Origin of the sequence: Methylocystis sp. SC2 (assembly GCF_000304315.1) — a bacterium.
Taxonomy (GTDB): domain Bacteria; phylum Pseudomonadota; class Alphaproteobacteria; order Rhizobiales; family Beijerinckiaceae; genus Methylocystis.
Map to the genome: position 1 here is coordinate 1,326,256 of NC_018485.1, position 20,585 is coordinate 1,346,840.

A 20,585-nucleotide genomic window follows, 5' to 3' on the forward strand; every position below is an offset into this window, starting at 1 on the left:
AACAGGAACACATGAGATGACCCATCCGCTGGCGTCGCTGCGGAAAAGCCTGGCTTGCGCCCATCCGGCCGCAACTTCCGAGACCATCGCGCTCGGGGCGGAAAGCCTCGATCGGCGGCTCGGCGGCGGGATTCTCCGCGCGGCGCTGCACGAGGCCTATGCCGGGACCGCCGCCGACGCCCCGGCGGCGACGGGCTTCGCTTTGGCGCTCGCCAGGCGCTCCATGGCGGGAGAGGGGAAGCCGCTGCTCTGGGCGCGCCCCGAGGCGCTGAGCGCCGAATCCGGCGCGCCCTATCCGCCGGGCCTCGCCGACATCGGCCTCGACCCCGCCGCCGTCGCCTTCATTCGCGTGCGCGACGCGAGGGAAGCGTTGCAGGCGGGCGCCGAAGCCGCACGCTGCGCCTCTGTGGGCGCAACACTGATCGAACTCTTCGGCGAAGCGCGCGCCTATGACCTCACCGCGAGCCGGCGCCTCGCTCTGGCCGCCGCCGCCGCCGGCGCGCCGATCTTCATCGCGCGCGTCGCCGCCTCCCCTGCGCCGAGCGCCGCCGCGAGCCGCTGGCTGGTGCGCGCCGCGCCTTCCCGCCCGCTCGGGGGAAACGCGCCGGGTTCTGCGGCCTTTACGGTTTTTCTGCTGCGCCAGCGCGGCGGCGCGGCGGGGCAAGAGTCGCAAGAGTGGCGTGTGGAGTGGAACCGTGACCGTGGCGCCTTCGAGGACAGAACATTCGACGCATCGTCGCTATCTGGCCCTGTGGCTTCCCTTCCTGTCGGCGGAGCGCCTGACGCAGTCGCGCCGCAACCAGTCGGACGCAAGTTCGGATGACACGCCGCTCATTCTCGTCAAGAAAGAACGCAGCGCGCTGCGCATCGACGCGCTCGATCGAAAGGCGATCGCGCTCGGCTTGACGCCGGGCATGACGCTCGCCGACGCCCGTGCGCGCGCGCCCCATCTCTCAGTCGCCCAGGCCGACGCGGACGCCGACGCGCGGCTGATGCTGCGGCTTGCCGCCTTTTGCGAACAGTTCACGCCCCTCGTGGCGCTCGATCCGCCCTGCGGCCTCATGCTCGACGCGACGGGCTGCGCGCATCTTTTCGGCGGCGAAGCGATGATGCGGACCTGCGTCCTGCAGGCGATGGCGCGCCTCTCCTTCACGGGACGCGCCGCGGTCGCCGGAACGCCCGAGGCTGCGCGGGCCCTGGCGCGTTTTGGCGCGCAAGCCCTCGCGCCGCCCGGCGAAGACGAAAATTTCACCCGCCCGCTGTCCATCGCCGCGCTTGAAGCGCCAAGAGAAACGAGCGTCGCGCTGACGCGCGCGGGACTTACGACATTGGGCGATCTCGCCGATCGTTCCAGCGCCGCGCTGACGGCGCGTTTCGGCGACGAAACCATGCGACGGCTGACGCGCATTCTGGGACGCGAAGACGCGCGCATCACGCCCTTGCGGCCCTTGCCGGACTGCATGGTCGAGCGCCGTTTCGCCGAACCCTTTCTTGATCTTTCTGCGATAGAAAACGTTCTGCGCCCGCTGATCGCGGAAGCGATGGGCATTCTCGAAAGGCGCGGGCAAGGCGGCCGCGCTTTTGAAGCGCGCTTCTTTCGCACCGACGGCGCGGTTCGCGCGCTCTATTTCGAAACCGGCGCGCCCTCGCGCAATGTCGAGGCGCTGCTGCGGCTCTTTCGCCTGAAGGCCGACTCGCTCGCCGATCCGCTCGATCCGGGATTCGGCTTCGACGTTATCCGCTTTTGCGTCTTCAACGCCGAAACTCTGGCGCAAAGCCAGATCGGCTTCGAGCGGCAGGGCGCGCAGGACAGCGACGTCGCCGATCTCGTCGATCGCCTGGCGGCGCGTTTTGGCCGCGAACGCGTGCTGCGCTTTGCGACGCATGAGACGCATGATCCCGTGCGCGCCGCCTCCTATGTTTACGCGGCTTCTCCTTCCAAACCCAATTCCTGGGAGAAGCCGGAGCCGGGCGAGCCGCCCTTGCGGCCGCTGTTTCTGTTTGATCCGCCGCAACCCATCGACACAATGGCGGAGACGCCGGACGGTCCGCCGATGCATTTCAAATGGCGCCGCGTGCGCCATTTGATCGCCCGCGCCGAAGGGCCGGAGCGCATCGCGCCGGAATGGTGGCGCAACGCGGTCGGCCGCGACAGGCGAACGCGCGACTATTACCGGCTGGAGGATCGCGAAGGCCGCCGCTTCTGGGTGTTTCGCGAGGGCCTCTATGAAAGCGAAACCGCGAGCCCGCGCTGGTTCCTGCATGGGCTCTTCGCATGAGCGCGCCTTACGCCGAACTCGTCGCGGCGACGAATTTCTCCTTCCTGCGCGGCGCGTCGCATCCGTCAGACATGGCGCTGACGGCGCTGCTGCTCGGCCATACCGGTATTGGCGTCGCCGACCGCAACAGCGTCGCCGGCGTCGTGCGCGCCTATGCGGCGCTTAAGGAGCTGCAAGAAAAATTGCGCGATCCGCCGGCCGGCGACGAGGCGGCGCTTCTCACTGCGCTCGACGCGGAGCGCGTGGGCTCCTTCAAGCTCGTCGTCGGCGCGCGGCTGGTCTTCGCCGACGAAACGCCCGACATCGTCGTTCATCCGCAAAATCGCGACGGCTGGGGAAGCCTCACGCGTCTGCTGACGAGGGGGAATCTGCGCGCCAAGAAAGGCGAATGCCGCCTTTATGTCGACGATCTTGCGCAAGCCGCGCGCGATCTACTGCTGATCGTCATGCCGTCGCGCAATCTGGCGCGTCTGCCGTCCATGCTTGCGCGTCTCCACGATCTTGCGCAAGGCGACGTCTGGCTCGGCGCGACCATGCCGCGGCGCGGCGACGACAGGCGGCGTCTTGCAAAATTGAAAGAGATCGCCGCGCGAACGCAGACGCCCTTGCTCGCGACGAATGACGCGCTTTACGCCGATCCCGGCCAGCGCGATCTGCAGGACGTCATGACCTGCATCCGCGAAGGCGTGACGCTCGCGCAAGCCGGACGCCGGCTGGAGGTCAACGCCGAGCGCCATTTGAAGACGCCCGACGAAATGGCGCGTCTCTTTGCCGACGCGCCAGAAGCGATCGAGGAGACGCAATGTTTTCTGGCGCGCGTCGATTTTTCGCTCGGCCAATTGAAATATGAATATCCGGACGAGCCTGTGCCTCCCGGGCGCAATCCCCAGGAGTGGCTCGAGGAGCTGACTTATCGCCACGCGGCGATGCGCTATCCGCAAGGCGTGCCGGAGAAGGTCGAGAAACTTCTGCGCGAGGAGCTGGCGCTGATCAAGACGCTCGACTACGCGCGCTATTTTCTCACCATTCACGACATCGTGCGGATCGCCGAAGACAAGGGAATTCTCTGTCAGGGGCGCGGCTCCGCAGCGAATTCCGCCGTCTGCTATGTGCTCGGCGTCACCTGCGTCGATCCGGCGGAGAATGATCTGCTCTTCGCCAGATTCATTTCGCAGGAGCGCAAGGAGCCGCCCGACATCGACGTCGATTTCGAACATGAGCGGCGCGAGGAGATCATCCAGCATATCTACGCCAAATACGGCCGCGCGCGCGCCGGCCTCGTCGCGACCGTCATCAGCTACCGGCCGCGCAGCGCCATTCGCGAGGTCGGCAAGGTCTTCGGACTGACCGAGGACGTGACCGCCGCCCTCGCCAGCACGCAATGGGGGAGTTGGGGCTCAGATATTCCGCAGGCATACATTCGCCAGACCGGGCTTGATCCCGAAAATCCAATCATCCGCCGCGCCATCCATTTCGCGACGCGGCTGCTCGGCTTTCCGCGCCATCTCTCGCAGCATGTCGGCGGCTTCGTTCTCGCGCGCGGGCGGCTCGACGAGCTGACGCCGATCGCCAACGCCGCGATGCCGGAACGCACCTTCATCGAATGGGACAAGGACGACATCGACGCGCTCGGGCTGATGAAGGTCGACGTGCTGGCGCTCGGCATGCTCACCTGCATCCGCAAATGTTTCGATTATCTGCGCGTCCATGAAGGAAAGGACATGGGCCTCGCCGACGTGCCGCTCGAGGATCAGGCGACCTATGACATGTTGTGCAGAGGCGACTCGATCGGCGTCTTTCAGGTCGAAAGCCGCGCCCAGATGAACATGCTGCCGCGCCTGAAGCCGCGTGAATTCTACGATCTCGTCATTCAGGTGGCGATCGTGCGGCCGGGACCCATCCAGGGCAATATGGTGCATCCCTATCTGCGCCGCCGCTCTGGCAGCGAGCCGGTGATCTATCCCTCGCCCGCGCCGGAGCATGGGCCGGCGGACGAATTGCGCAAGGTGCTCGAAAAGACCAAGGGCGTGCCGCTCTTTCAGGAGCAGGCGATGAAGCTCGCCATGGTCGCGGCGAAATTCTCCGACGTTGAAGCCAATCGTCTGCGCCGCGCGATGGCGACTTTCCGCAATGTCGGCACGATCCATCAATTCGAGGCGCTGATGGTCGAACGCATGGCGGCGCGCGGCTATGATCGCGGCTTCGCGCAAAGCTGTTTCGAGCAGATCAAGGGCTTCGGCTCCTATGGCTTTCCGGAAAGCCACGCCGCGTCCTTCGCCAAGCTCGTCTACATCTCCTCCTGGATCAAATGCCACTATCCGGCGATCTTCGCCTGCGCGCTGCTCAATTCGCAGCCGATGGGCTTTTACGCGCCGGCGCAGATCGTGCGCGACGCGCGCGAACATGGCGTCGACGTGCGCGCCGTCGACGTGAATTTCAGCGAATGGGACAATCGGCTGGAGCGCGCCGAAGACGGCGCTCTCGCGCTGCGTCTGGGCTTTCGCCAGGCGGACGGCGTGCATGAGAGCGAAGCAAGACGCATCGTTGAAGCGCGGACGAAGCCCTATGACAGCGTCGAAGATCTCGCGCGGCGGGCGGCGCTCAACGCCGCGACGATGCGCGCGCTCGCCGACGCCGACGCTTTCCGCTCCTTGCAGAGCGACCGCCGCGACGCGCTCTGGGCGGTGCGGCGCCTGCCGGACGCCAAACCCCTGCCGCTCTTTGCGGCCGCCGACGCCCGCGAACTCGCCAAGGAGGAAGATCCGCTGCTGCCGCAGATGTCGCTCGGCGAACATGTCGCGGCCGACTATCAGACGCTGCGGCTGTCGCTGAAGGCCCATCCGATGGCGGTGCTGCGGCCGATTTTCGCGCGCCAAAAGATCATGGCCTGCGCGGAAGTTTCGGCGCTCACTGACGGCGCCTGGGCGCGCGCGGCGGGCGTCGTATTGGTGCGGCAACGGCCGGGACAAGGCAACGCCATTTTCGTCACGCTCGAAGACGAAACCGGCATCCTCAATGTCGTCATCTGGGCGCGGCTCTTCGAGCGCTTCCGCCGCGAGACGATGGCGTCACGACTCATGCTGGTGGAAGGACGGCTGCAGAAAAGCCCGGAGAATGTCGTGCATCTGATGGCGCAGCGCATCATCGACCGCAGCCAGGACCTCAATCGGCTGTCAGAGGCGCATCGGCCCGAAATCGTCCTGTCGCGCGCCGATGAATTCATCCATCCGCAGCATCCGCGCGTCAAACATCCGCGCAATGTGCGAATCTTGCCGAAGTCGAGGGACTTTCACTGAAGGAACGGCAAAAGGAGAGCCGCTTAGCTGCTCTTCACTCTCTTATCGGCCGGCAGGCTCGCCAACGCCTGCTGACGCAGCTTCTCGATCTCCACACGCGTCTTGCGCGCCTCGGCGCGCGCGACCTTCGCGGCGCGGCGCACGGAGAGATGCCCAAGCCAGGAAGAGATCCCGCCCGCGAGCACGCCGATCGCCATCGACGCCAGAACGACAAGGAAGATCGGCGCCTCGAAAGAAGGACCCGATCCGTCGCTCGGCGCGAAGGGATCAAGCCCGATGCGCACCAAGCCACGATTGGCCATCGAGAAAAATAGAATGATGAGCGCCAGAGGAACGAAAATGATGACGCGCAGGATGGACTTCATAACATCTCCCTCTTGCCGGCGCCGCGCAACACGCTGGGCAGCCACATACAGCCGCCGCTTCGCCGCTGCCGCGCGTCCCGAGACCGAGAGGACGCAGCCGCTTTAAATCGCCTCAGCCCGGATAATTCTCATTGAGGCGCTCGCGCATCTCTTTACCGGTTTTGAAGAACGGCACGCTCTTTTGCTGCACCGAAACCTGCGCGCCCGTGCGCGGGTTGCGACCGGTGCGCGCGTCGCGCTTCTTGACCGAGAAAGCGCCGAAGCCCCGCAATTCGACGCGATCGCCCCGCGCCAGCGCAGAGGTGATCTCGTCAAGAATCGTGCTGACGATCGTCTCGACGTCGCGCTGGTACAGATGGCCGTTTCGGCGCGCGATACGTTGAATAAGTTCGGACTTTATCATGAGCCGATCCAATGTGTTGGCGTCGTGCCGCCCGAGTCAGTTGGCGGCCGAATGCTGCCAAATCGCCAAAAGGCCGTCAAGCTCGCCGCTCCGTTCGAGCAGAATTGATTTTTCCAAAAAACCGGCGATCGACTCCAATCCGGCGACCCGCGCGAGGCCGGCGGCGGCGCCCACAAGCCCAAGCCGCTCCAAGCTGGATTTCTTCTTCCATTCGCGCACCGGCGTGTCTTTTGCAATTCCCTTGTTGGCGACCAGCCAGTCGATGGCCTCGCGTTGCCCGCCGATGAGATCGACGAGCTTCAGCGGCACGCCCTGCCGCGCGGTGAAGACACGGCCGTCAGCGACCTTGGCGAGCTCCGCCTCGTCGAGATTGCGCCGCTCTCGAACGAGACCCTTGAACCAGGCATAGGAGTCGGCGACAAGACTGGCGACCGCCTCGCGCGCCTGCGGGCTCGTCGGTTCGAGCCCGTTGGGCGCGGCCTTGAGCGGCGACGATTTGATCGTCTCGACCTCGACGCCCCAATTATTAAGCAGCTTCGAGACGTTGGGATATTGGAACAGCACGCCGATCGAGCCGATGAGCGAATTGCCGCGCGCAACGATCGTATCGGCGGCAAGCGCGGCGATATAGGCGCCGGACGCGGCCACCGTTCCGACAACCGCGACGACAGGCTTCTTTTCCGCGACGCGCCGAAGCTCCTCATAGAGCCGTTCCGAGCCCGTCGTCGTGCCGCCGGGACTCTCGATCTCCAGCAGCAGAGCCTTCGTTTGGCTCGACTCCCCGATCTTCTTGATCATATCGATCGTATCGTCGTCGCCGGTGATGACGCCCTGCAGCTCGAGACGGGCGATATGCGGCGTGAGCTTATCCGCCGAATCGGCGCCGCCCAGCCGCACCACGGCGATGAGGCCCGCGACGCCTATTGCGATCAGGGCGGCGAGACGCCACCAGCCGAGCTTGCGGCGAAGCCTGCGGCGGTCAACGAAATAGTCGGTGGGAGGTGACATCCAAGGGTCCCGAAGGCTGGCGCGGCGCATAGAGCGTCGCCGCGCAGGAAAGGTAATGCCGAGATCGGCGATTTGGAAGACGCTCCGCCGGCGCGTTTACCGCCGCGTCGCCTCCATCGCCCAGGCGAGATAATCCCGGTCCGCCTCGGCGACGTCGATGCGCAGAATTTCCGGCATCTCGTAGCTATGCAGACGGCGGACCAGTTCGGCAAGCGCGGGATAGTCCTCGCCGCGCGCTTTCATGTGCAACAGAAACTCGGGGTCTTCGCGCATCTCGTCCTTCCAGACGTAATGGCTACGAATGGGATGTATCTGAACGCAGGCGGCGAGCTTCGCGGAGAGCGCCGCCCGGGCGAGCGCGCGCGCCTTTTCCTCGTCGTCGATGGTCGTGGCGAGGATCGCAAGCGCGCTCATGCCGATCTAGCCGCCGATGACGGTCGTGAACACCTGCCCGCCGCGCGCCAGGGTGATCTTCCAATAATAGGCGCGCCCTGCCGTTACGCTCTCCAGATCGCGCGTCGTCCCGATCTTTTGGTCGTTGACGGCGAGAATGATGTCGCCGCGCTGCAGATTGAGCTGCTGCGCGTAGGAGCCGTCATCGACCTCGGACACGACGACGCCACTGTTCGTTCCCTGCACCGACATCTCTTCGATGACCGCGGGAGAAATATTCATGACCGTCGCGCCGGCGAAGGGCGACGCGCCCTTTATCCTTATCGCGTCGCGCGGCGGCGTTTCCGGCGCCGGCGAGAGGCGAATTTGCGCGACGATCTTCTTGCCGCCGCGCAAGACGCCGAGCGTCGCCTGTCCGCCAATCGGCTTGGTGGCGAGCCGATAGCCGACCGCCTCGGGATCATCGGCCGTCTGGCCGTCGACCGAGATAATGACGTCGCCGCGCTTTAGACCGGCTTCAGCCGACGGCCCCTTTGGATCGACGTCGGCCAGCAGAGCGCCGGTGGGACGATCGAGCCCGAGGCCGTCGGCGATCTCCTGCGAGAGCGTTTGCAGCGTCGCGCCCATCCAGGCCCGCCGCACCTGCTTGCCGCCGCCCTTCGCGGCGGCGATCACGCTCTTGACCATATTGACGGGGATGGCGAAGCCGATGCCGACCGATCCGCCGGACTTCGAGAAGATCGCGGAATTGATGCCGACGACGCGCCCGTTCATATCGACCAGCGGTCCGCCCGAATTGCCGGGATTGATCGCCGCATCCGTCTGAATGAAGAAGCCATAGTCGCTGATGCCGACATGGGTGCGCGAAAGCGCCGAAATAATGCCTTGCGTGACCGTTTGACCGACGCCAAAGGGATTGCCGATCGCGAGCGTCAAATCGCCGACTTCGAGCGCGTCCGAATCGCCAAGCTCCATCGTCGGGAAATTGGCGCCGTCGACGAGCTTCAGCACCGCGAGATCGGTGCGCGGATCGCGTAACAAAATCTTGGCGGCGAATTCGCGCTTGTCGGCGAGCGCCACCTTCACGTCGGTCATGCCCTCGATCACATGGTTGTTGGTGACGACAAGGCCGCTCTGATCGACGATCACGCCCGAACCCAGCGATTGCGCCATGTTGCGCCCAGGCATGCCGCCGCCCTCGCCAAAGAAGCGACGGAAGATCGGATCATCGAAAAGCGGGTTGGCGGGCATGCGCTCGACGCGCGACGCGAAGACGTTGACAACCGCCGGCTGCGCCTTTTTGACCACCGGCGCGAAGGAATAAATCAGTTCGCCGCGGCTCGTCGGCACGGCGCGATCAGGCGCCGGCGGCGTAAAGCTCTCGACGCGGCCAGGCGGCCTTGGCGAGACGGCCTGGGCCGGTTCAGCCGAGACTTCGGCGCGCGCGAAGGCCAGAGGCGCCGCGAGGGCGCAGGCGAGCGCCGCAGCCATAAAAATGTGACGCGCCGAAATCTTCATGAAGCGCTCCGTAGCTCGTTTTTGCCGGCGCATTTATAGACGCAAAGACTCGAGACGATAAGAATGCGCCGCAATGATCGCACTGCGCGAGATGCGTCGTCGAGCGCCATCCGGAAGTATGGCGCGGCCATGGGCTTTCGCGCGAGGTTCTCGGACTTGCTCTGAAAACGCTTTCGGCGCCGCGTCCCGATAACCGAGATACGACGCCGCGATTGCTGACCTTTATGACGATCGAAGCGGTCGCCCTTGAGCCGCTTACGCCGCCGCCTCCGCTTCGTGGACCGGCCCGGAGTCCTGCCCCTTGGCGTTCACGTCGCGATCGACGAATTCGATGACCGCGAGCGGCGCATTGTCGCCATAGCGGAAGCCCGCCTTCAGCACGCGCGTATAGCCGCCGTTGCGATCCTTGTAGCGCGGTCCGAGCACGTCGAAGAGCTTGCCGACAAGCTTGACGTCCTTGATCTTGGCGATCGCCTGCCGGCGCGCATGGAGGTCGCCGCGCTTGCCGAGCGTCACCAGCTTTTCGACGACGGGACGCAGATCCTTCGCCTTTGGCAGCGTCGTGACGATCTGCTCATGCTTGATGAGCGCCTGCGCCATATTGGCGAACATCGCCTTGCGGTGCTCATGCGTGCGCCCGAAGCGGCGCTTCTTGTGACCGTGATACATGCGGCTCTCCGTTGATTATGCGGCCGCCGTGCCAAGGAACGGCCGTCGATTATGGGCAGTCGGCGTTAGGCAATCGGCAGTCGAAATCCGACTGCCGAAGCCCGACTGACGACTGCCGTCAGTAATGCTCCTCGAATCTCTTCGCGAGATCGTCGATGTTCTCCGGCGGCCAGCCGGGGACTTCCATGCCGAGATGCAGACCCATCTGCGCCAGCACCTCCTTGATCTCGTTCAAGGACTTGCGGCCGAAGTTCGGCGTGCGCAGCATTTCGGCTTCCGACTTCTGAATGAGGTCGCCGATGTAGACGATATTGTCGTTCTTCAGGCAGTTCGCCGAACGCACCGAGAGCTCGAGCTCGTCGACCTTCTTCAGCAGCGCCGGATTGAAAGCGAGCTGCGGAATCGACGGCGCGGCCTCTTCGCGGCGCGGCTCTTCGAAATTGACGAAGACGTTGAGCTGGTCCTGCAGAATGCGCGCCGAATAGGCGATCGCGTCTTCCGGGCTCATCGCGCCATTCGTTTCGACGGTGAGCGTCAGCTTGTCATAGTCGAGAACCTGGCCCTCGCGGGTGTTTTCGACGCGATAGCTCACCTTCTTGACCGGCGAATAGAGGCTGTCGATCGGAATGAGGCCGATCGGGGCGTCTTCGGCGCGGTTGCGGTCGGCGGGCGCATAGCCCTTGCCGTTGGCGACGGTGAATTCGATGCGGATCTCGGCGCCTTCGTCGAGCGTGCAGATGACGAGCTCAGGGTTGAGGACCTGCACGTCGCCCGTCGTCTGGATGTCGCCCGCGGTGACGGCCCCCGGTCCCGTCTTCTTGAGCGTCAGGCGCTTCATGCCGTCGCCCTGATATTTGATGGCGATGTCCTTGATGTTGAGGACGATGTCGGTTACGTCCTCGCGCACGCCGGGGATTGACGAGAACTCATGCAGCACGCCGTCGATGTGAATCGACGTGATCGCCGCGCCCTGCAAGGACGACAGCAGAATGCGGCGCAGGGCGTTGCCAAGCGTCACGCCAAAGCCGCGCTCCAGCGGCTCGGCGACGGCGGTCGCGACGCGCTTGGGATCGTCTCCGGCGGTGACTTCGAGCTTGTTCGGCTTGATGAGTTCCTGCCAGTTCTTCTGGATGCTCACTTGGAGGCCTTTCCTTGAAGCTCCTGAGTGCGGCGTTGGGGCATGCGCCGCGCCGCGCGAAATCAAATCAGACAATCTGAATGAACTCAGACGCGGCGGCGCTTGCGCGGCCGGCAGCCGTTGTGGGGAATGGGAGTCACATCGCGGATCGACGTGACGGTAAAGCCCGCCGCCTGCAGCGCCCGCAGCGCCGACTCACGGCCGGAGCCCGGACCGGAGACTTCGACCTCAAGCGTGCGCACGCCGTGCTCGCCGGCCTTGCGGGCCGCGTCTTCGGCGGCCATCTGCGCGGCGTAGGGCGTGGATTTGCGCGAGCCTTTGAATCCCATCGAGCCCGCGGACGACCAGGACACAGTATTGCCCTGCGCGTCGGTGATGGTGATCATGGTGTTGTTGAACGTCGAATTCACATGCGCGACGCCGGAAACGATGTTCTTGCGCTCGCGGCGACGAACGCGCGTTGTATCCTTAGCCATTGTTCAGTTTGCCTTTCGATATCGACGCCGCCGTAATTCCAGCGGCTCCACCTGATGGGGCAGTCGGCAGATCGGCAGTCGGCAATCGGGTTCCGACTGCCCAAGCCCTACTGCCGAAGCCCCGGAATTACTTCTTCTTGCCGGCGATCGGCTTCGCCTTGCCCTTGCGGGTGCGGGCGTTGGTGTGCGTGCGCTGGCCGCGCACGGGGAGTTGGCGGCGATGGCGCAGGCCGCGATAGCAGCCCAGATCCATCAGACGCTTAATGTTGATCGCGACCTCGCGGCGCAGATCGCCCTCGACCATGTAATCGCGGTCGATCGTCTCGCGAATTTGCAGGACTTCCGCATCGGTCAGCTGCGCCACGCGGCGTTCGGCCGGTATGCTCACCTTCTCGCAGATCTCCGCCGCCTTTTTGGCGCCAATGCCGTGGATATATTGGAGCGCGATGACGACGCGCTTGTTCGTCGGGATATTGACGCCTGCAATTCGGGCCACTTTGTCTCTCCATGTGAGAAGGAGCCTTAAGCTCCGGGATGACGCCCGCGTCCGGTGGAGCCCGGCCCATGCGGACGGTTGTGAACCGTCTTCATACGAAAACAGGCCCCGCCCCCCAATTCGGGAGCCGGAGCCGACTGTCCAACAACGTGAAGACTGCCAATTTAGGGGCCAACGGGTTGAGGGTCAAGCGATTCCGCGAAAAAATTAGCCGGCGCCCGACAGGGCGCGATCAATCTCCGCGGTCACATTTTCAATCGGCGCCATCCCGTCGATCCTGGTCAGCTCGCTACGCTTGGCGTAGTGCGCCGACACCGGGGCCGTTTGGGCCCGATAGGCTTCGAGCCGCGTCTTGAAGCTTTCCGGATTGTCGTCGGCGCGCACCACGCCGCCCGCGGCGCGGGTTTCATCCACCCGTTTGCGCATCCGGTCGACGAGCGCGCCTTCGTCCACGGCGAGTTCGAGCACGGCGTCGAGCGCCAAGCCCCTGCGCTCAAGAAGCTCCTGCAGCGCCTCGGCCTGGGCCACCGTGCGGGGGAAGCCGTCGAGGATGAACCCGCTGGCGCAGTCGGACGCGTCCAGCCGTTCGTCGATCAAGCCGATCACGACCTCGTCCGGCACCAGCGCGCCGGCGTCCATGATCTCCTTGGCCTTGAGGCCGATCGGCGTTTTCGCGGCGACCGCGGCGCGCAGCATGTCTCCCGTCGACAGCTGCGGCACGCCGTGCTTTTCGACCAGACGCGCCGCCTGCGTTCCCTTGCCGGCCCCCGGCGGACCGAGCAGCACCAGCCTCATCGGGCGCGTTTCCCGCCGCGAAGCTTGGTCTTGCGAATCAGCCCCTCATATTGCTGCGCCTGCATATGACCGTGGATCTGCGCCACGGTGTCCATGGTGACGCTGACGACGATGAGCAGCGACGTGCCGCCGAAATAGAACGGTAGATTGGCGTAGGCGATGAGTCCTTCCGGAATGATGCAGATGATCGCCAGATAGGCCGCGCCGAGCACCGTGATCCGCATCAGCACTTCGTCGATGAATTTCGCCGTGCGTTCGCCTGGGCGAATGCCCGGCACGAAACCGCCGTGCTTCTTGAGATTGTCCGCCGTCTCGACCGGATTAAAGACGATCGCGGTGTAGAAGAAGGCGAAGAACACGATCAATCCGACGTAAGCGAGCATATACAGCGGCCGCCCGTGGCCGAAATAGGCGGAGATCGTCGCGAAGACGCTTTCGCTGCCGGTCGACTGGTAGAAATTCGCCACGGTCGTCGGCAGAAGCAGCAGCGACGATGCGAAGATCGGCGGGATGACGCCGGACGTGTTCAGCTTCAGCGGCAGGAAGGACGTCTGTCCTTCATAGACTCGGTTGCCGTGCTGGCGCTTGGGATAGGTGATCAGCAGCCGCCGCTGCGCCCGCTCCATGAACACGATGAAGGCGACGACGGCGAAGGACATGATGATGACGCCGATGATCAGCGCCGTCGAAATGGCGCCCTGCCGGCCCAACTCCAAGGTCGAAACGATCGCCGATGGAAACGCGGCGACGATGCCCGCGAAGATGATGAGCGAGGATCCGTTGCCGATCCCGCGCGAGGTGATCTGCTCGCCAAGCCACATCAGAAACATCGTGCCGCCGACCAGCGTCACGACCGTGGTGATGCGGAAGAATATGCCCGGATCGGTGACGACGCCCTGCTGGCCCTCCAGCCCGATCGCCATCGCATAGGCCTGGAACGTCGCGAGCGCGACGGTGAGGTAGCGAGTGTATTGGTTGAGGACCTTGCGGCCCTGCTCGCCCTCTTTCTTCAGCGTCTCAAGCGTCGGAATGACCGACGTCAACAGCTGAATGATAATCGACGCCGAAATATACGGCATGATGTTGAGCGCGAAGATCGCGCGGCGCTGCACGGCGCCGCCGGCGAACATGTTGAAGAGCTCCAGCATGCCCTTCGACTGGCCGAAAAAGCTTTTCGCGAAGGCCTCGGGGTCGATGCCCGGCAGCGGCACGTAAGTGCCAAGGCGATAGACGATCAGCGCGCCCAGCGTGAACAGGATGCGCTTTTTCAATTCCTCGGATTTGCCGAAGGCGGAGAGATTGACGTTGGCCGCGAGCTGCTCGGCTGCCGATGCCATGAAGGAACTCCCCTTTCGCGCCGCTGTCGACGCGACGCATTTTGTTGGGCTCAGCGCTCGGAGCGTCGCCGTCGAGGCTTGCCCGCTCCGTTCGGAGCGTTTGGTATAAAACAGCGCAGCCGCTCATGCGAGAGCGGCCGCACATTTTGCTTTATTGCGCCGGCGTCTCGCCGGCGAGAAGTTTCACGGAGCCGCCGGCGCCCTCGATGGCCGCGACCGCCGATTTGGAGGCCGCCACGACCTCGAAGGCGAGCTTCGCCTTCAACTCTCCCTGGCCGAGGATCTTGACGCCGTCGCGCGGCCTGGTGACGACGCCGGCCGCAAGCAGCGCCTCGATCGTCACCGGCGCGGCGGCGTCGAGCTTGCCGGCGTCCAGCGCCTGTTGAATGCGCCCAAGATTGACCTCGTTGTAGTGGGTCGAGAACGGATTGTAGAATCCGCGCTTCGGCAGGCGCCGATGCAACGGCATCTGACCGCCTTCGAAGCCCTTGATCGCCACGCCGGTGCGCGCCTTCTGGCCCTTGACGCCGCGCCCGCCGGTCTTGCCCTTGCCGGAGCCGATGCCGCGGCCGACGCGCATGCGGTTCTTGCTCGCGCCGGGATTGTCGGTGATTTCATTGAGTTTCATGGCCGCGTCCTCACTTCCCGTCGACGGTTTTGGCGTCGACGATTTTCACGAGATGCGCCACCTTGGCGATCATCCCGCGCACGGCCGGCGTGTCTTCCAGCGCGCGGCGGCGGCCGATGCGCGTCAGGCCGAGGCCAAGAAGCGTACGGCGCTGCCGTTCGGGACGGCCGATCGGGCTGCCGATCTGTTCGACGACGATCTGCTGCGTGCTCTTCGTCATGGGTCGTCTCCTTACGCGTCGACGGCGTCGGCGTCGACGCCTTGACGGCGCGACTGCAGCACCGAAACTTTAAGCGAGCGGCGCGCCGCGACCGAGCGCGGCGAATCTTCGCGGCCGAGCGCATCGAAGGTCGCGCGGATCATGTTGTAGGGATTGGACGACCCCTGGCTCTTCGCCACGACGTCATGCATGCCCAGCGTTTCGAAAATCGCGCGCATGGGACCGCCGGCGATGATTCCGGTGCCCGCCGGCGCCGCGCGCAGGATGACGCGGCCCGCGCCATGGCGCCCATGAACGTCATGATGCAGCGTGCGGCCTTCGCGCAGCGGCACGCGGATCAACGCGCGCTTGGCCGCTTCCGTCGCCTTGCGGATCGCCTCAGGCACTTCGCGCGCCTTGCCGTGTCCATAGCCGACGCGGCCCTTCTGGTCGCCGACGACGACGAGCGCGGCGAAGCCGAAACGCCGGCCGCCCTTCACCACCTTCGCGACGCGATTGATGTGGACCAGACGATCCACAAATTCGCCGTCGCGATCGTCACGATCCCGATCGCGGCCGCGACCGCCTTCTCCTTCACGCGCCATTGTCTCTTCCGTCACTTACGCGGCGTGATGCGCCGCTCGCTTCCTTCACTGCCGACCCATTCGGATCGACGCCCGGCGCATCTGCGCCGGCACGCATTCCGCGCGAGAAGCGCCCGCCCTCAACGGCGCGCGCCCCCTGTTAGAACTCCAGACCGCCCTCGCGGGCGCCGTCGGCCAGCGCCTTGACGCGCCCGTGATACATGTATGCGCCGCGGTCGAAAACGACCTCCTTGACGCCCTTGGCGACGGCGCGCTCCGCGAGCAGCTTGCCGACGACCTTCGCCGCCTCGACGTCCGCGCCGGTCTTCAGACCCTCGCGGTTCGCCTTCTCGAGCGAAGAGGCGGCGACGACCGTCGCGCCCTTTTCGTCGTCGATAATCTGCGCGTAGATCTGCTTGGACGAGCGAAACACCGAAAGGCGCAACCGCCCCTTGGCGCGTTCACGGATCGCCCGGCGCACCCGCGCCTTTCGACGCTGTTCGACTTTGACATCCCTGGCCATGGCGGGTCCTTACTTCTTCTTGCCTTCCTTGCGGAAGATGAATTCATTGGCGTATTTGACGCCCTTCCCCTTATAGGGCTCGGGCGGGCGCAGGGCGCGGATCTCGGCGGCGACCTGGCCGACCTGGCGTCGATCCATGCCGCTGACGCTGATTTCCGTCGGCTTCGGCGTCGCGATCGCGATGCCGGCCGGAATCGGATAGCTCACGTCATGCGAATAGCCGAGCGCGAGCTGCAGCGTTTTTCCCTGCACCGAGGCGCGATAGCCGACGCCGGTGATCTCGAGCTTCTTCTCAAAGCCGGTGGTCACGCCGACGACGATATTGTTGATCTGGGCGCGCGCCGTGCCCCACAGCGCGCGGGCGCGCTTGGTTTCATTGCGCGGGTCGACCGAGATGGCGTTGTCCTGCTGGACGACGGAAACGTCGTCGGGCGCCAGGAACTCCAGCTGGCCCTTCGCGCCCTTCACCTGCACGAGCTGACCGTCCACCTTGGCGGTGACGCCGGCGGGAATGACGACAGGCTTCTTGCCGATACGAGACATGGTTGCAATTCCTGTTTGATGAGGCGCAAGGTCTAGAAGACCTTGCACAGCACCTCGCCGCCGACATTATTCTCGCGCGCCGCGTGATCGGCCATGACGCCCTTCGGGGTCGACACGATGGTGACGCCGAGGCCATTCGCCACGCGCGGCACTGCGTCAACCGCCGCATAGACGCGGCGGCCCGGCCGCGACACGCGTTCGATCTGCTTGATGACCGGTTCGCCGTCGAAATATTTCAGTTCGATCTCGAACTCGGTCCGGCCATTGCCGAAGTCGGTGCTGCTATAGCCGCGGATATAGCCCTCTTCCTTCAGCACGTCGAGCACATGCGCGCGCAGCTTCGAGCCCGGAGAGGACACCTTGTCCTTACGGCGCATCTGCGCGTTGCGGATGCGGGTGAGGAGATCGCCCAATGGATCGTTGATCGCCATCTGCGTCTCCTTACCAGCTGGACTTCACGAGGCCGGGCACCAGGCCGCGGGACCCCAACTCGCGCAGCGCAATGCGCGACATTTTCAGCTTGCGATAAAAGCCGCGCGGACGGCCCGACACTTCGCAGCGGTTGCGCACGCGAACCGGCGCCGAATTGCGCGGGAGCTCAGCAAGCTTCAGACGCGCCTCGAACTGCTCTTCGACGCTCAGCGTCTTGTCGTTCGCGACCGCCTTCAGCCGCGCGCGCCGCCCGGCGTAGGACTTCACGAGCCTTCGCTTCCGCTTGTTGTTCTCAATCGCGCTTTTCTTCGCCATTACCAGTTTCGCCTTTCAGTATCCGCGTTTGAGGAGCCGTTACGCCCTCACTGCCGGAACGGGAAATTGAACGCCTTCAGCAAGGCGCGCGCCTCTTCGTCGGTCTTGGCCGTCGTGCAGACGATCACGTCCATGCCCAGGATCGACTCGGCCTTGTCGTAGTCGATTTCGGGGAACACGATGTGCTCCTTGATGCCGAGCGCATAATTCCCGCGTCCGTCGAACGACTTCGGATTCAATCCGCGAAAGTCGCGCACGCGCGGCAGCGCCACGGTGATCAGACGATCAAGGAACTCATACATCCGCGTCTTGCGCAGCGTCACCTTGGCGCCGATCGGCATGTTCTCCCGCAGCTTGAAGGTCGAGATCGCCTTGCGCGCGCGGGTGACGACCGGCTTCTGGCCGGCGATGAGGCCAAGGTCGCTCGCCGCCGACGTCGCCTTCTTGCTGTCGTTGACGGATTCGCCGACGCCCATGTTGAGCACGATCTTCTCGATCGTCGGCACTTCGAGCGCGTTCTTATAGCCGAACTGCTTCTGCAGCGTCTCGCGCACGACCTCTTCATAATGCTTCCGCATGCGCGGCACATAAGCGGCGTCCATGGCGACCGCAGCCGCGTCATCGCCGGATTTGGCCGGCTTTTCCTTGGCCGCAGGCTTTTCGGCCGATTTCGCGGCGGCCTTCTTCGGCTCCGCGCCTTCGGCGGCGGGCTTTTGAGCCTTGGCGGGCTTTTCGGCCTTGGGCTTCTTTTCCTCAGCCATCGATCAATTCTCCGGAACGCTTGGCGACGCGGACCTTGCGGCCGTCGTCGAGAATCTTGAATCCAACGCGCGTCGCCTTGCCGTCCTTGGGATCGGCGACCGCCAGATTCGACAGATCGATCGGCGCGGCCTTGTTGATGATGCCGGCTTCGCGATCCTTGGTCTGACGCTGATGGCGCTTGACGATGTTGACGCCGTCGACGACGGCGCGGCCTTCGGCGGGGATCACGCGCAGCACTTCGCCGCTGCGGCCCTTGTCGCGGCCGGCGAGAACGACGACTTTGTCGCCCTTCTTGATCTTGGCGGCCATTACAGAACCTCCGGGGCGAGCGAGATGATCTTCATGTGGTTCTTGGCGCGCAGCTCGCGCGGCACCGGCCCGAATATGCGGGTGCCGATCGGCTCCTTCTGATTGTTGATCAGCACCGCGGCGTTCGAATCGAAACGGATCACTGAGCCGTCGGAACGCTTGATGTCCTTCGCGGTGCGAACGACCACGGCCTTCAGCACGTCGCCCTTCTTCACGCGGCCGCGCGGAATCGCCTCCTTGATCGACACGACAATAATGTCGCCGACGCCGGCGTATTTGCGCTTGGAGCCGCCCAGCACCTTGATGCACATCACGCGGCGCGCGCCGGAGTTGTCGGCGACGTCGAGATTGGTTTGCATCTGAATCATGGCTTACCCGCCTTTCGTTCCGGTCTGGTTTCGGCAAGCCCACTTTGGACCCGCCGACTTCGTCCGGACAGTTCGTTCCACCGACTACGCCTCGGCCGTCGCTTCGACGACCCGCCAGCGCTTCAATTTCGAGATCGGCGCGGTCTCTTCGATCGTCACCGAATCGCCCACCTTGAACGCGCCGTTCTCGTCATGGGCGTGATAGTTCTTCGTGCGGCGCACCGTCTTCTGGAACAGCGGGTGGGTGAAGCGACGCTCGACCTTCACCACCACGGTCTTGTTCTGCTTGTCGCTGACGACGACGCCCTGGAGAATTCGCTTCGGCATGGCGCTTTAACCTTGCTGTTCCGCGCGCTTTTGCGCGGCGATGGTTTTGGCGCGGGCGATGTCGCGACGAACGACGCGCACGCGTGAGGTGTTCTCGAGCTGGCCGGTCGCCCGTTGGAAGCGCAGATTGAACTGCTCCTTCTTGAGCTTCAGCACTTCGTCATTGAGCTGATCTTCGGTCATCGCCTTGATATCGGAGAGGCGCTGTTTGGATTTCATCACGTTCCCCTTATTCGGCGATGCGTTCGATGAAGCGCGTCTTGATCGGCAGCTTCGCCGCGGCGAGCGTCAGGGCCTCGCGCGCGATGGGCGCCGGGACGCCGTCGATCTCGAACATGATGCGGCCGGGCGCAACGCGCACGGCCCAGAATTCCGGCGCGCCCTTGCCCTTGCCCATACGCACTTCGGTCGGCTTCTTGGAGACCGGCACGTCCGGGAAGATGCGGATCCACACGCGGCCGGCGCGCTTCATATGGCGCGTCATGGCGCGGCGCGCGGCCTCGATCTGGCGCGCGGTGATGCGCTCCGGCTCCAGCGCCTTAAGGCCGAACTGACCGAAGTTCAGCGAAAAGCCCGCCTTGGAGGCGCCACGGATGCGGCCCTTGAAGGCCTTGCGGAACTTGGTGCGTTTGGGTTGCAGCATGATTGCGCTCTTTAATCTTGTTCGTTACGCCGCGTCGCGCGGTTCGCGGTGCTCGCGACGGCGGCGCTCGCCGCCGCGGTCGCGATCGCCATGATCGCCGCCGGACGCCTGTTCGGCCGCCTTCTTGTCCTGCGCCATCGGATCATGCTCAAGGATTTCGCCCTTGAAGATCCAGACCTTGATGCCGCAAGCGCCATAGGCTGTGTGGGCGGTCGCCGTGCCGTAATCGACGTCGGCGCGCAGCGTGTGCAGCGGCACGCGTCCTTCGCGATACCATTCGAGACGGGCGATTTCGGCGCCGCCGAGACGGCCCGAACAATTGATGCGAATGCCCTGCGCGCCGAGCCGAATGGCCGACTGCACGGCGCGCTTCATCGCGCGGCGGAAGGCGACGCGACGCTCCAGCTGCTGCGCGATCGACTCGGCGACGAGCGCGGCCTCGGTTTCGGGCTTGCGCACTTCGACGATGTTGATGACGACTTCGCTGCCGGTGAGCTTGCCCACGAGCTTGCGGATCTTGTCGATGTCCGCGCCCTTCTTGCCGATGACGACGCCGGGCCGCGCCGAATAGATCGTCACGCGGCACTTCTTGTGCGGGCGCTCGATGACGATCTTCGACACCGCCGCCTGCTTCAAGGTTTTCGACACGGTTTCGCGGATCGCCATGTCCTCGTGCAGGAGCTTGGCGTATTCGCCCTTGCTGGCGAACCAGCGCGAATCCCAGGTGCGGTTGACGCCCAGTCGCAGCCCGATCGGATTAACCTTCTGACCCATGGTTT

General features: G+C 64.6%; 28 protein-coding genes. 3 read left to right on the top strand and 25 right to left on the bottom strand.

Translation table 11 applies throughout. From position 1 onward, the window contains the following. The first annotated feature begins 16 nt into the window (after nt 1–16). The 3 genes from BN69_RS19715 (at nt 17) to BN69_RS06300 (ending at nt 5,575) form a co-directional block, all read left to right on the top strand. The gene (locus BN69_RS19715; protein WP_014890730.1) at nt 17–823 is read left to right on the top strand and encodes an ImuA family protein; all 807 of its coding nucleotides are present in this window, start codon (nt 17–19) and stop codon (nt 821–823) included. A 91-nt stretch (nt 824–914) separates the two neighbouring features. After that, nucleotides 915–2,279 (top strand): Y-family DNA polymerase, encoded by a 1,365-nt coding sequence (locus tag BN69_RS06295; protein WP_014890731.1) that lies wholly within the window; start codon nt 915–917, stop codon nt 2,277–2,279. Beyond that, a complete protein-coding gene (locus BN69_RS06300; RefSeq protein WP_014890732.1) occupies nt 2,276–5,575 on the top strand; it encodes an error-prone DNA polymerase in 3,300 nt (1,099 codons plus the stop codon). The genes BN69_RS06295 and BN69_RS06300 overlap by 4 nt, the downstream gene beginning before the upstream one ends. Nucleotides 5,576–5,598: 23 nt before the next feature. Here BN69_RS06300 and BN69_RS06305 read toward each other — a convergent pair whose 3' ends face one another. The 25 genes from BN69_RS06305 to rpsC form a co-directional block, all read right to left on the bottom strand. Beyond that, nucleotides 5,599–5,940 carry a LapA family protein gene (locus BN69_RS06305; RefSeq protein ID WP_014890733.1) on the bottom strand — a complete coding sequence of 114 codons (342 nt, stop codon included), beginning with the start codon at nt 5,938–5,940 and terminating at the stop codon, nt 5,599–5,601. A gap of 112 nt (nt 5,941–6,052) precedes the next feature. Further along, complete coding sequence (gene ihfB, locus BN69_RS06310) at nt 6,053–6,343, bottom strand: integration host factor subunit beta (RefSeq protein ID WP_014890734.1); 291 nt, start codon at nt 6,341–6,343, stop codon at nt 6,053–6,055. Between the two features lie 36 nt (nt 6,344–6,379). Then, nucleotides 6,380–7,351 (bottom strand): signal peptide peptidase SppA, encoded by a 972-nt coding sequence (gene sppA, locus BN69_RS06315; RefSeq protein WP_041926833.1) that lies wholly within the window; start codon nt 7,349–7,351, stop codon nt 6,380–6,382. A 96-nt stretch (nt 7,352–7,447) separates the two neighbouring features. Then, nucleotides 7,448–7,765: a divalent-cation tolerance protein CutA gene (cutA, locus tag BN69_RS06320; protein WP_014890736.1), complete on the bottom strand. Its 318-nt coding sequence runs from the start codon at nt 7,763–7,765 to the stop codon at nt 7,448–7,450. Nucleotides 7,766–7,771: 6 nt separating this feature from the next. Continuing rightward, nucleotides 7,772–9,262, bottom strand: coding sequence for a DegQ family serine endoprotease (locus tag BN69_RS06325; protein WP_014890737.1), 1,491 nt, complete (start codon nt 9,260–9,262; stop codon nt 7,772–7,774). Nucleotides 9,263–9,517: 255 nt separating this feature from the next. Further along, nucleotides 9,518–9,931, bottom strand: a complete 414-nt coding sequence (rplQ, locus tag BN69_RS06330) for a 50S ribosomal protein L17 (protein WP_014890738.1) — start codon at nt 9,929–9,931, stop codon at nt 9,518–9,520. A gap of 118 nt (nt 9,932–10,049) precedes the next feature. After that, nucleotides 10,050–11,069, bottom strand: coding sequence for a DNA-directed RNA polymerase subunit alpha (locus BN69_RS06335; protein ID WP_014890739.1), 1,020 nt, complete (start codon nt 11,067–11,069; stop codon nt 10,050–10,052). An 86-nt stretch (nt 11,070–11,155) separates the two neighbouring features. Beyond that, complete coding sequence (gene rpsK / locus BN69_RS06340) at nt 11,156–11,545, bottom strand: 30S ribosomal protein S11 (protein ID WP_014890740.1); 390 nt, start codon at nt 11,543–11,545, stop codon at nt 11,156–11,158. Between the two features lie 127 nt (nt 11,546–11,672). After that, on the bottom strand, nt 11,673–12,041 hold the full coding sequence (gene rpsM / locus BN69_RS06345) for a 30S ribosomal protein S13 (protein WP_014890741.1): 369 nt from the start codon (nt 12,039–12,041) through the stop codon (nt 11,673–11,675). Between the two features lie 207 nt (nt 12,042–12,248). Beyond that, nucleotides 12,249–12,836, bottom strand: coding sequence for an adenylate kinase (locus BN69_RS06350; protein ID WP_014890742.1), 588 nt, complete (start codon nt 12,834–12,836; stop codon nt 12,249–12,251). Then, nucleotides 12,833–14,173: a preprotein translocase subunit SecY gene (gene secY, locus BN69_RS06355; protein ID WP_014890743.1), complete on the bottom strand. Its 1,341-nt coding sequence runs from the start codon at nt 14,171–14,173 to the stop codon at nt 12,833–12,835. Before secY ends, BN69_RS06350 begins: the two co-directional genes overlap by 4 nt. 151 nt (nt 14,174–14,324) lie before the next feature. Further along, nucleotides 14,325–14,801 (bottom strand): 50S ribosomal protein L15, encoded by a 477-nt coding sequence (gene rplO, locus BN69_RS06360; RefSeq protein ID WP_014890744.1) that lies wholly within the window; start codon nt 14,799–14,801, stop codon nt 14,325–14,327. Nucleotides 14,802–14,811: 10 nt separating this feature from the next. After that, nucleotides 14,812–15,021, bottom strand: coding sequence for a 50S ribosomal protein L30 (rpmD, locus tag BN69_RS06365; protein WP_014890745.1), 210 nt, complete (start codon nt 15,019–15,021; stop codon nt 14,812–14,814). Between the two features lie 11 nt (nt 15,022–15,032). Continuing rightward, a complete protein-coding gene (gene rpsE / locus BN69_RS06370) occupies nt 15,033–15,605 on the bottom strand; it encodes a 30S ribosomal protein S5 (protein WP_014890746.1) in 573 nt (190 codons plus the stop codon). A gap of 139 nt (nt 15,606–15,744) precedes the next feature. Then, a complete protein-coding gene (gene rplR, locus BN69_RS06375) occupies nt 15,745–16,107 on the bottom strand; it encodes a 50S ribosomal protein L18 (RefSeq protein ID WP_014890747.1) in 363 nt (120 codons plus the stop codon). A gap of 9 nt (nt 16,108–16,116) precedes the next feature. Continuing rightward, on the bottom strand, nt 16,117–16,650 hold the full coding sequence (gene rplF, locus BN69_RS06380) for a 50S ribosomal protein L6 (protein ID WP_014890748.1): 534 nt from the start codon (nt 16,648–16,650) through the stop codon (nt 16,117–16,119). Between the two features lie 32 nt (nt 16,651–16,682). Beyond that, entirely contained in the window at nt 16,683–17,081 is a 399-nt protein-coding gene (gene rpsH, locus BN69_RS06385; RefSeq protein WP_014890749.1) for a 30S ribosomal protein S8, read from the bottom strand. A 10-nt stretch (nt 17,082–17,091) separates the two neighbouring features. Beyond that, entirely contained in the window at nt 17,092–17,397 is a 306-nt protein-coding gene (rpsN, locus tag BN69_RS06390; RefSeq protein WP_014890750.1) for a 30S ribosomal protein S14, read from the bottom strand. A gap of 47 nt (nt 17,398–17,444) precedes the next feature. Beyond that, nucleotides 17,445–18,158 carry a 50S ribosomal protein L5 gene (rplE, locus tag BN69_RS06395; RefSeq protein WP_014890751.1) on the bottom strand — a complete coding sequence of 238 codons (714 nt, stop codon included), beginning with the start codon at nt 18,156–18,158 and terminating at the stop codon, nt 17,445–17,447. Next, the gene (gene rplX, locus BN69_RS06400; RefSeq protein ID WP_014890752.1) at nt 18,151–18,468 is read right to left on the bottom strand and encodes a 50S ribosomal protein L24; all 318 of its coding nucleotides are present in this window, start codon (nt 18,466–18,468) and stop codon (nt 18,151–18,153) included. Before rplX ends, rplE begins: the two co-directional genes overlap by 8 nt. Beyond that, nucleotides 18,468–18,836 carry a 50S ribosomal protein L14 gene (rplN, locus tag BN69_RS06405; protein ID WP_014890753.1) on the bottom strand — a complete coding sequence of 123 codons (369 nt, stop codon included), beginning with the start codon at nt 18,834–18,836 and terminating at the stop codon, nt 18,468–18,470. The genes rplX and rplN overlap by 1 nt, the downstream gene beginning before the upstream one ends. Nucleotides 18,837–18,920: 84 nt before the next feature. Continuing rightward, the gene (rpsQ, locus tag BN69_RS06410) at nt 18,921–19,163 is read right to left on the bottom strand and encodes a 30S ribosomal protein S17 (protein WP_014890754.1); all 243 of its coding nucleotides are present in this window, start codon (nt 19,161–19,163) and stop codon (nt 18,921–18,923) included. Between the two features lie 6 nt (nt 19,164–19,169). Continuing rightward, nucleotides 19,170–19,382, bottom strand: coding sequence for a 50S ribosomal protein L29 (gene rpmC, locus BN69_RS06415; protein ID WP_014890755.1), 213 nt, complete (start codon nt 19,380–19,382; stop codon nt 19,170–19,172). 10 nt (nt 19,383–19,392) lie between these two features. After that, a complete protein-coding gene (rplP, locus tag BN69_RS06420; RefSeq protein ID WP_014890756.1) occupies nt 19,393–19,806 on the bottom strand; it encodes a 50S ribosomal protein L16 in 414 nt (137 codons plus the stop codon). Between the two features lie 24 nt (nt 19,807–19,830). Next, a complete protein-coding gene (gene rpsC / locus BN69_RS06425; RefSeq protein WP_014890757.1) occupies nt 19,831–20,580 on the bottom strand; it encodes a 30S ribosomal protein S3 in 750 nt (249 codons plus the stop codon). Between the last annotated feature and the right edge of the window lie 5 nt (nt 20,581–20,585).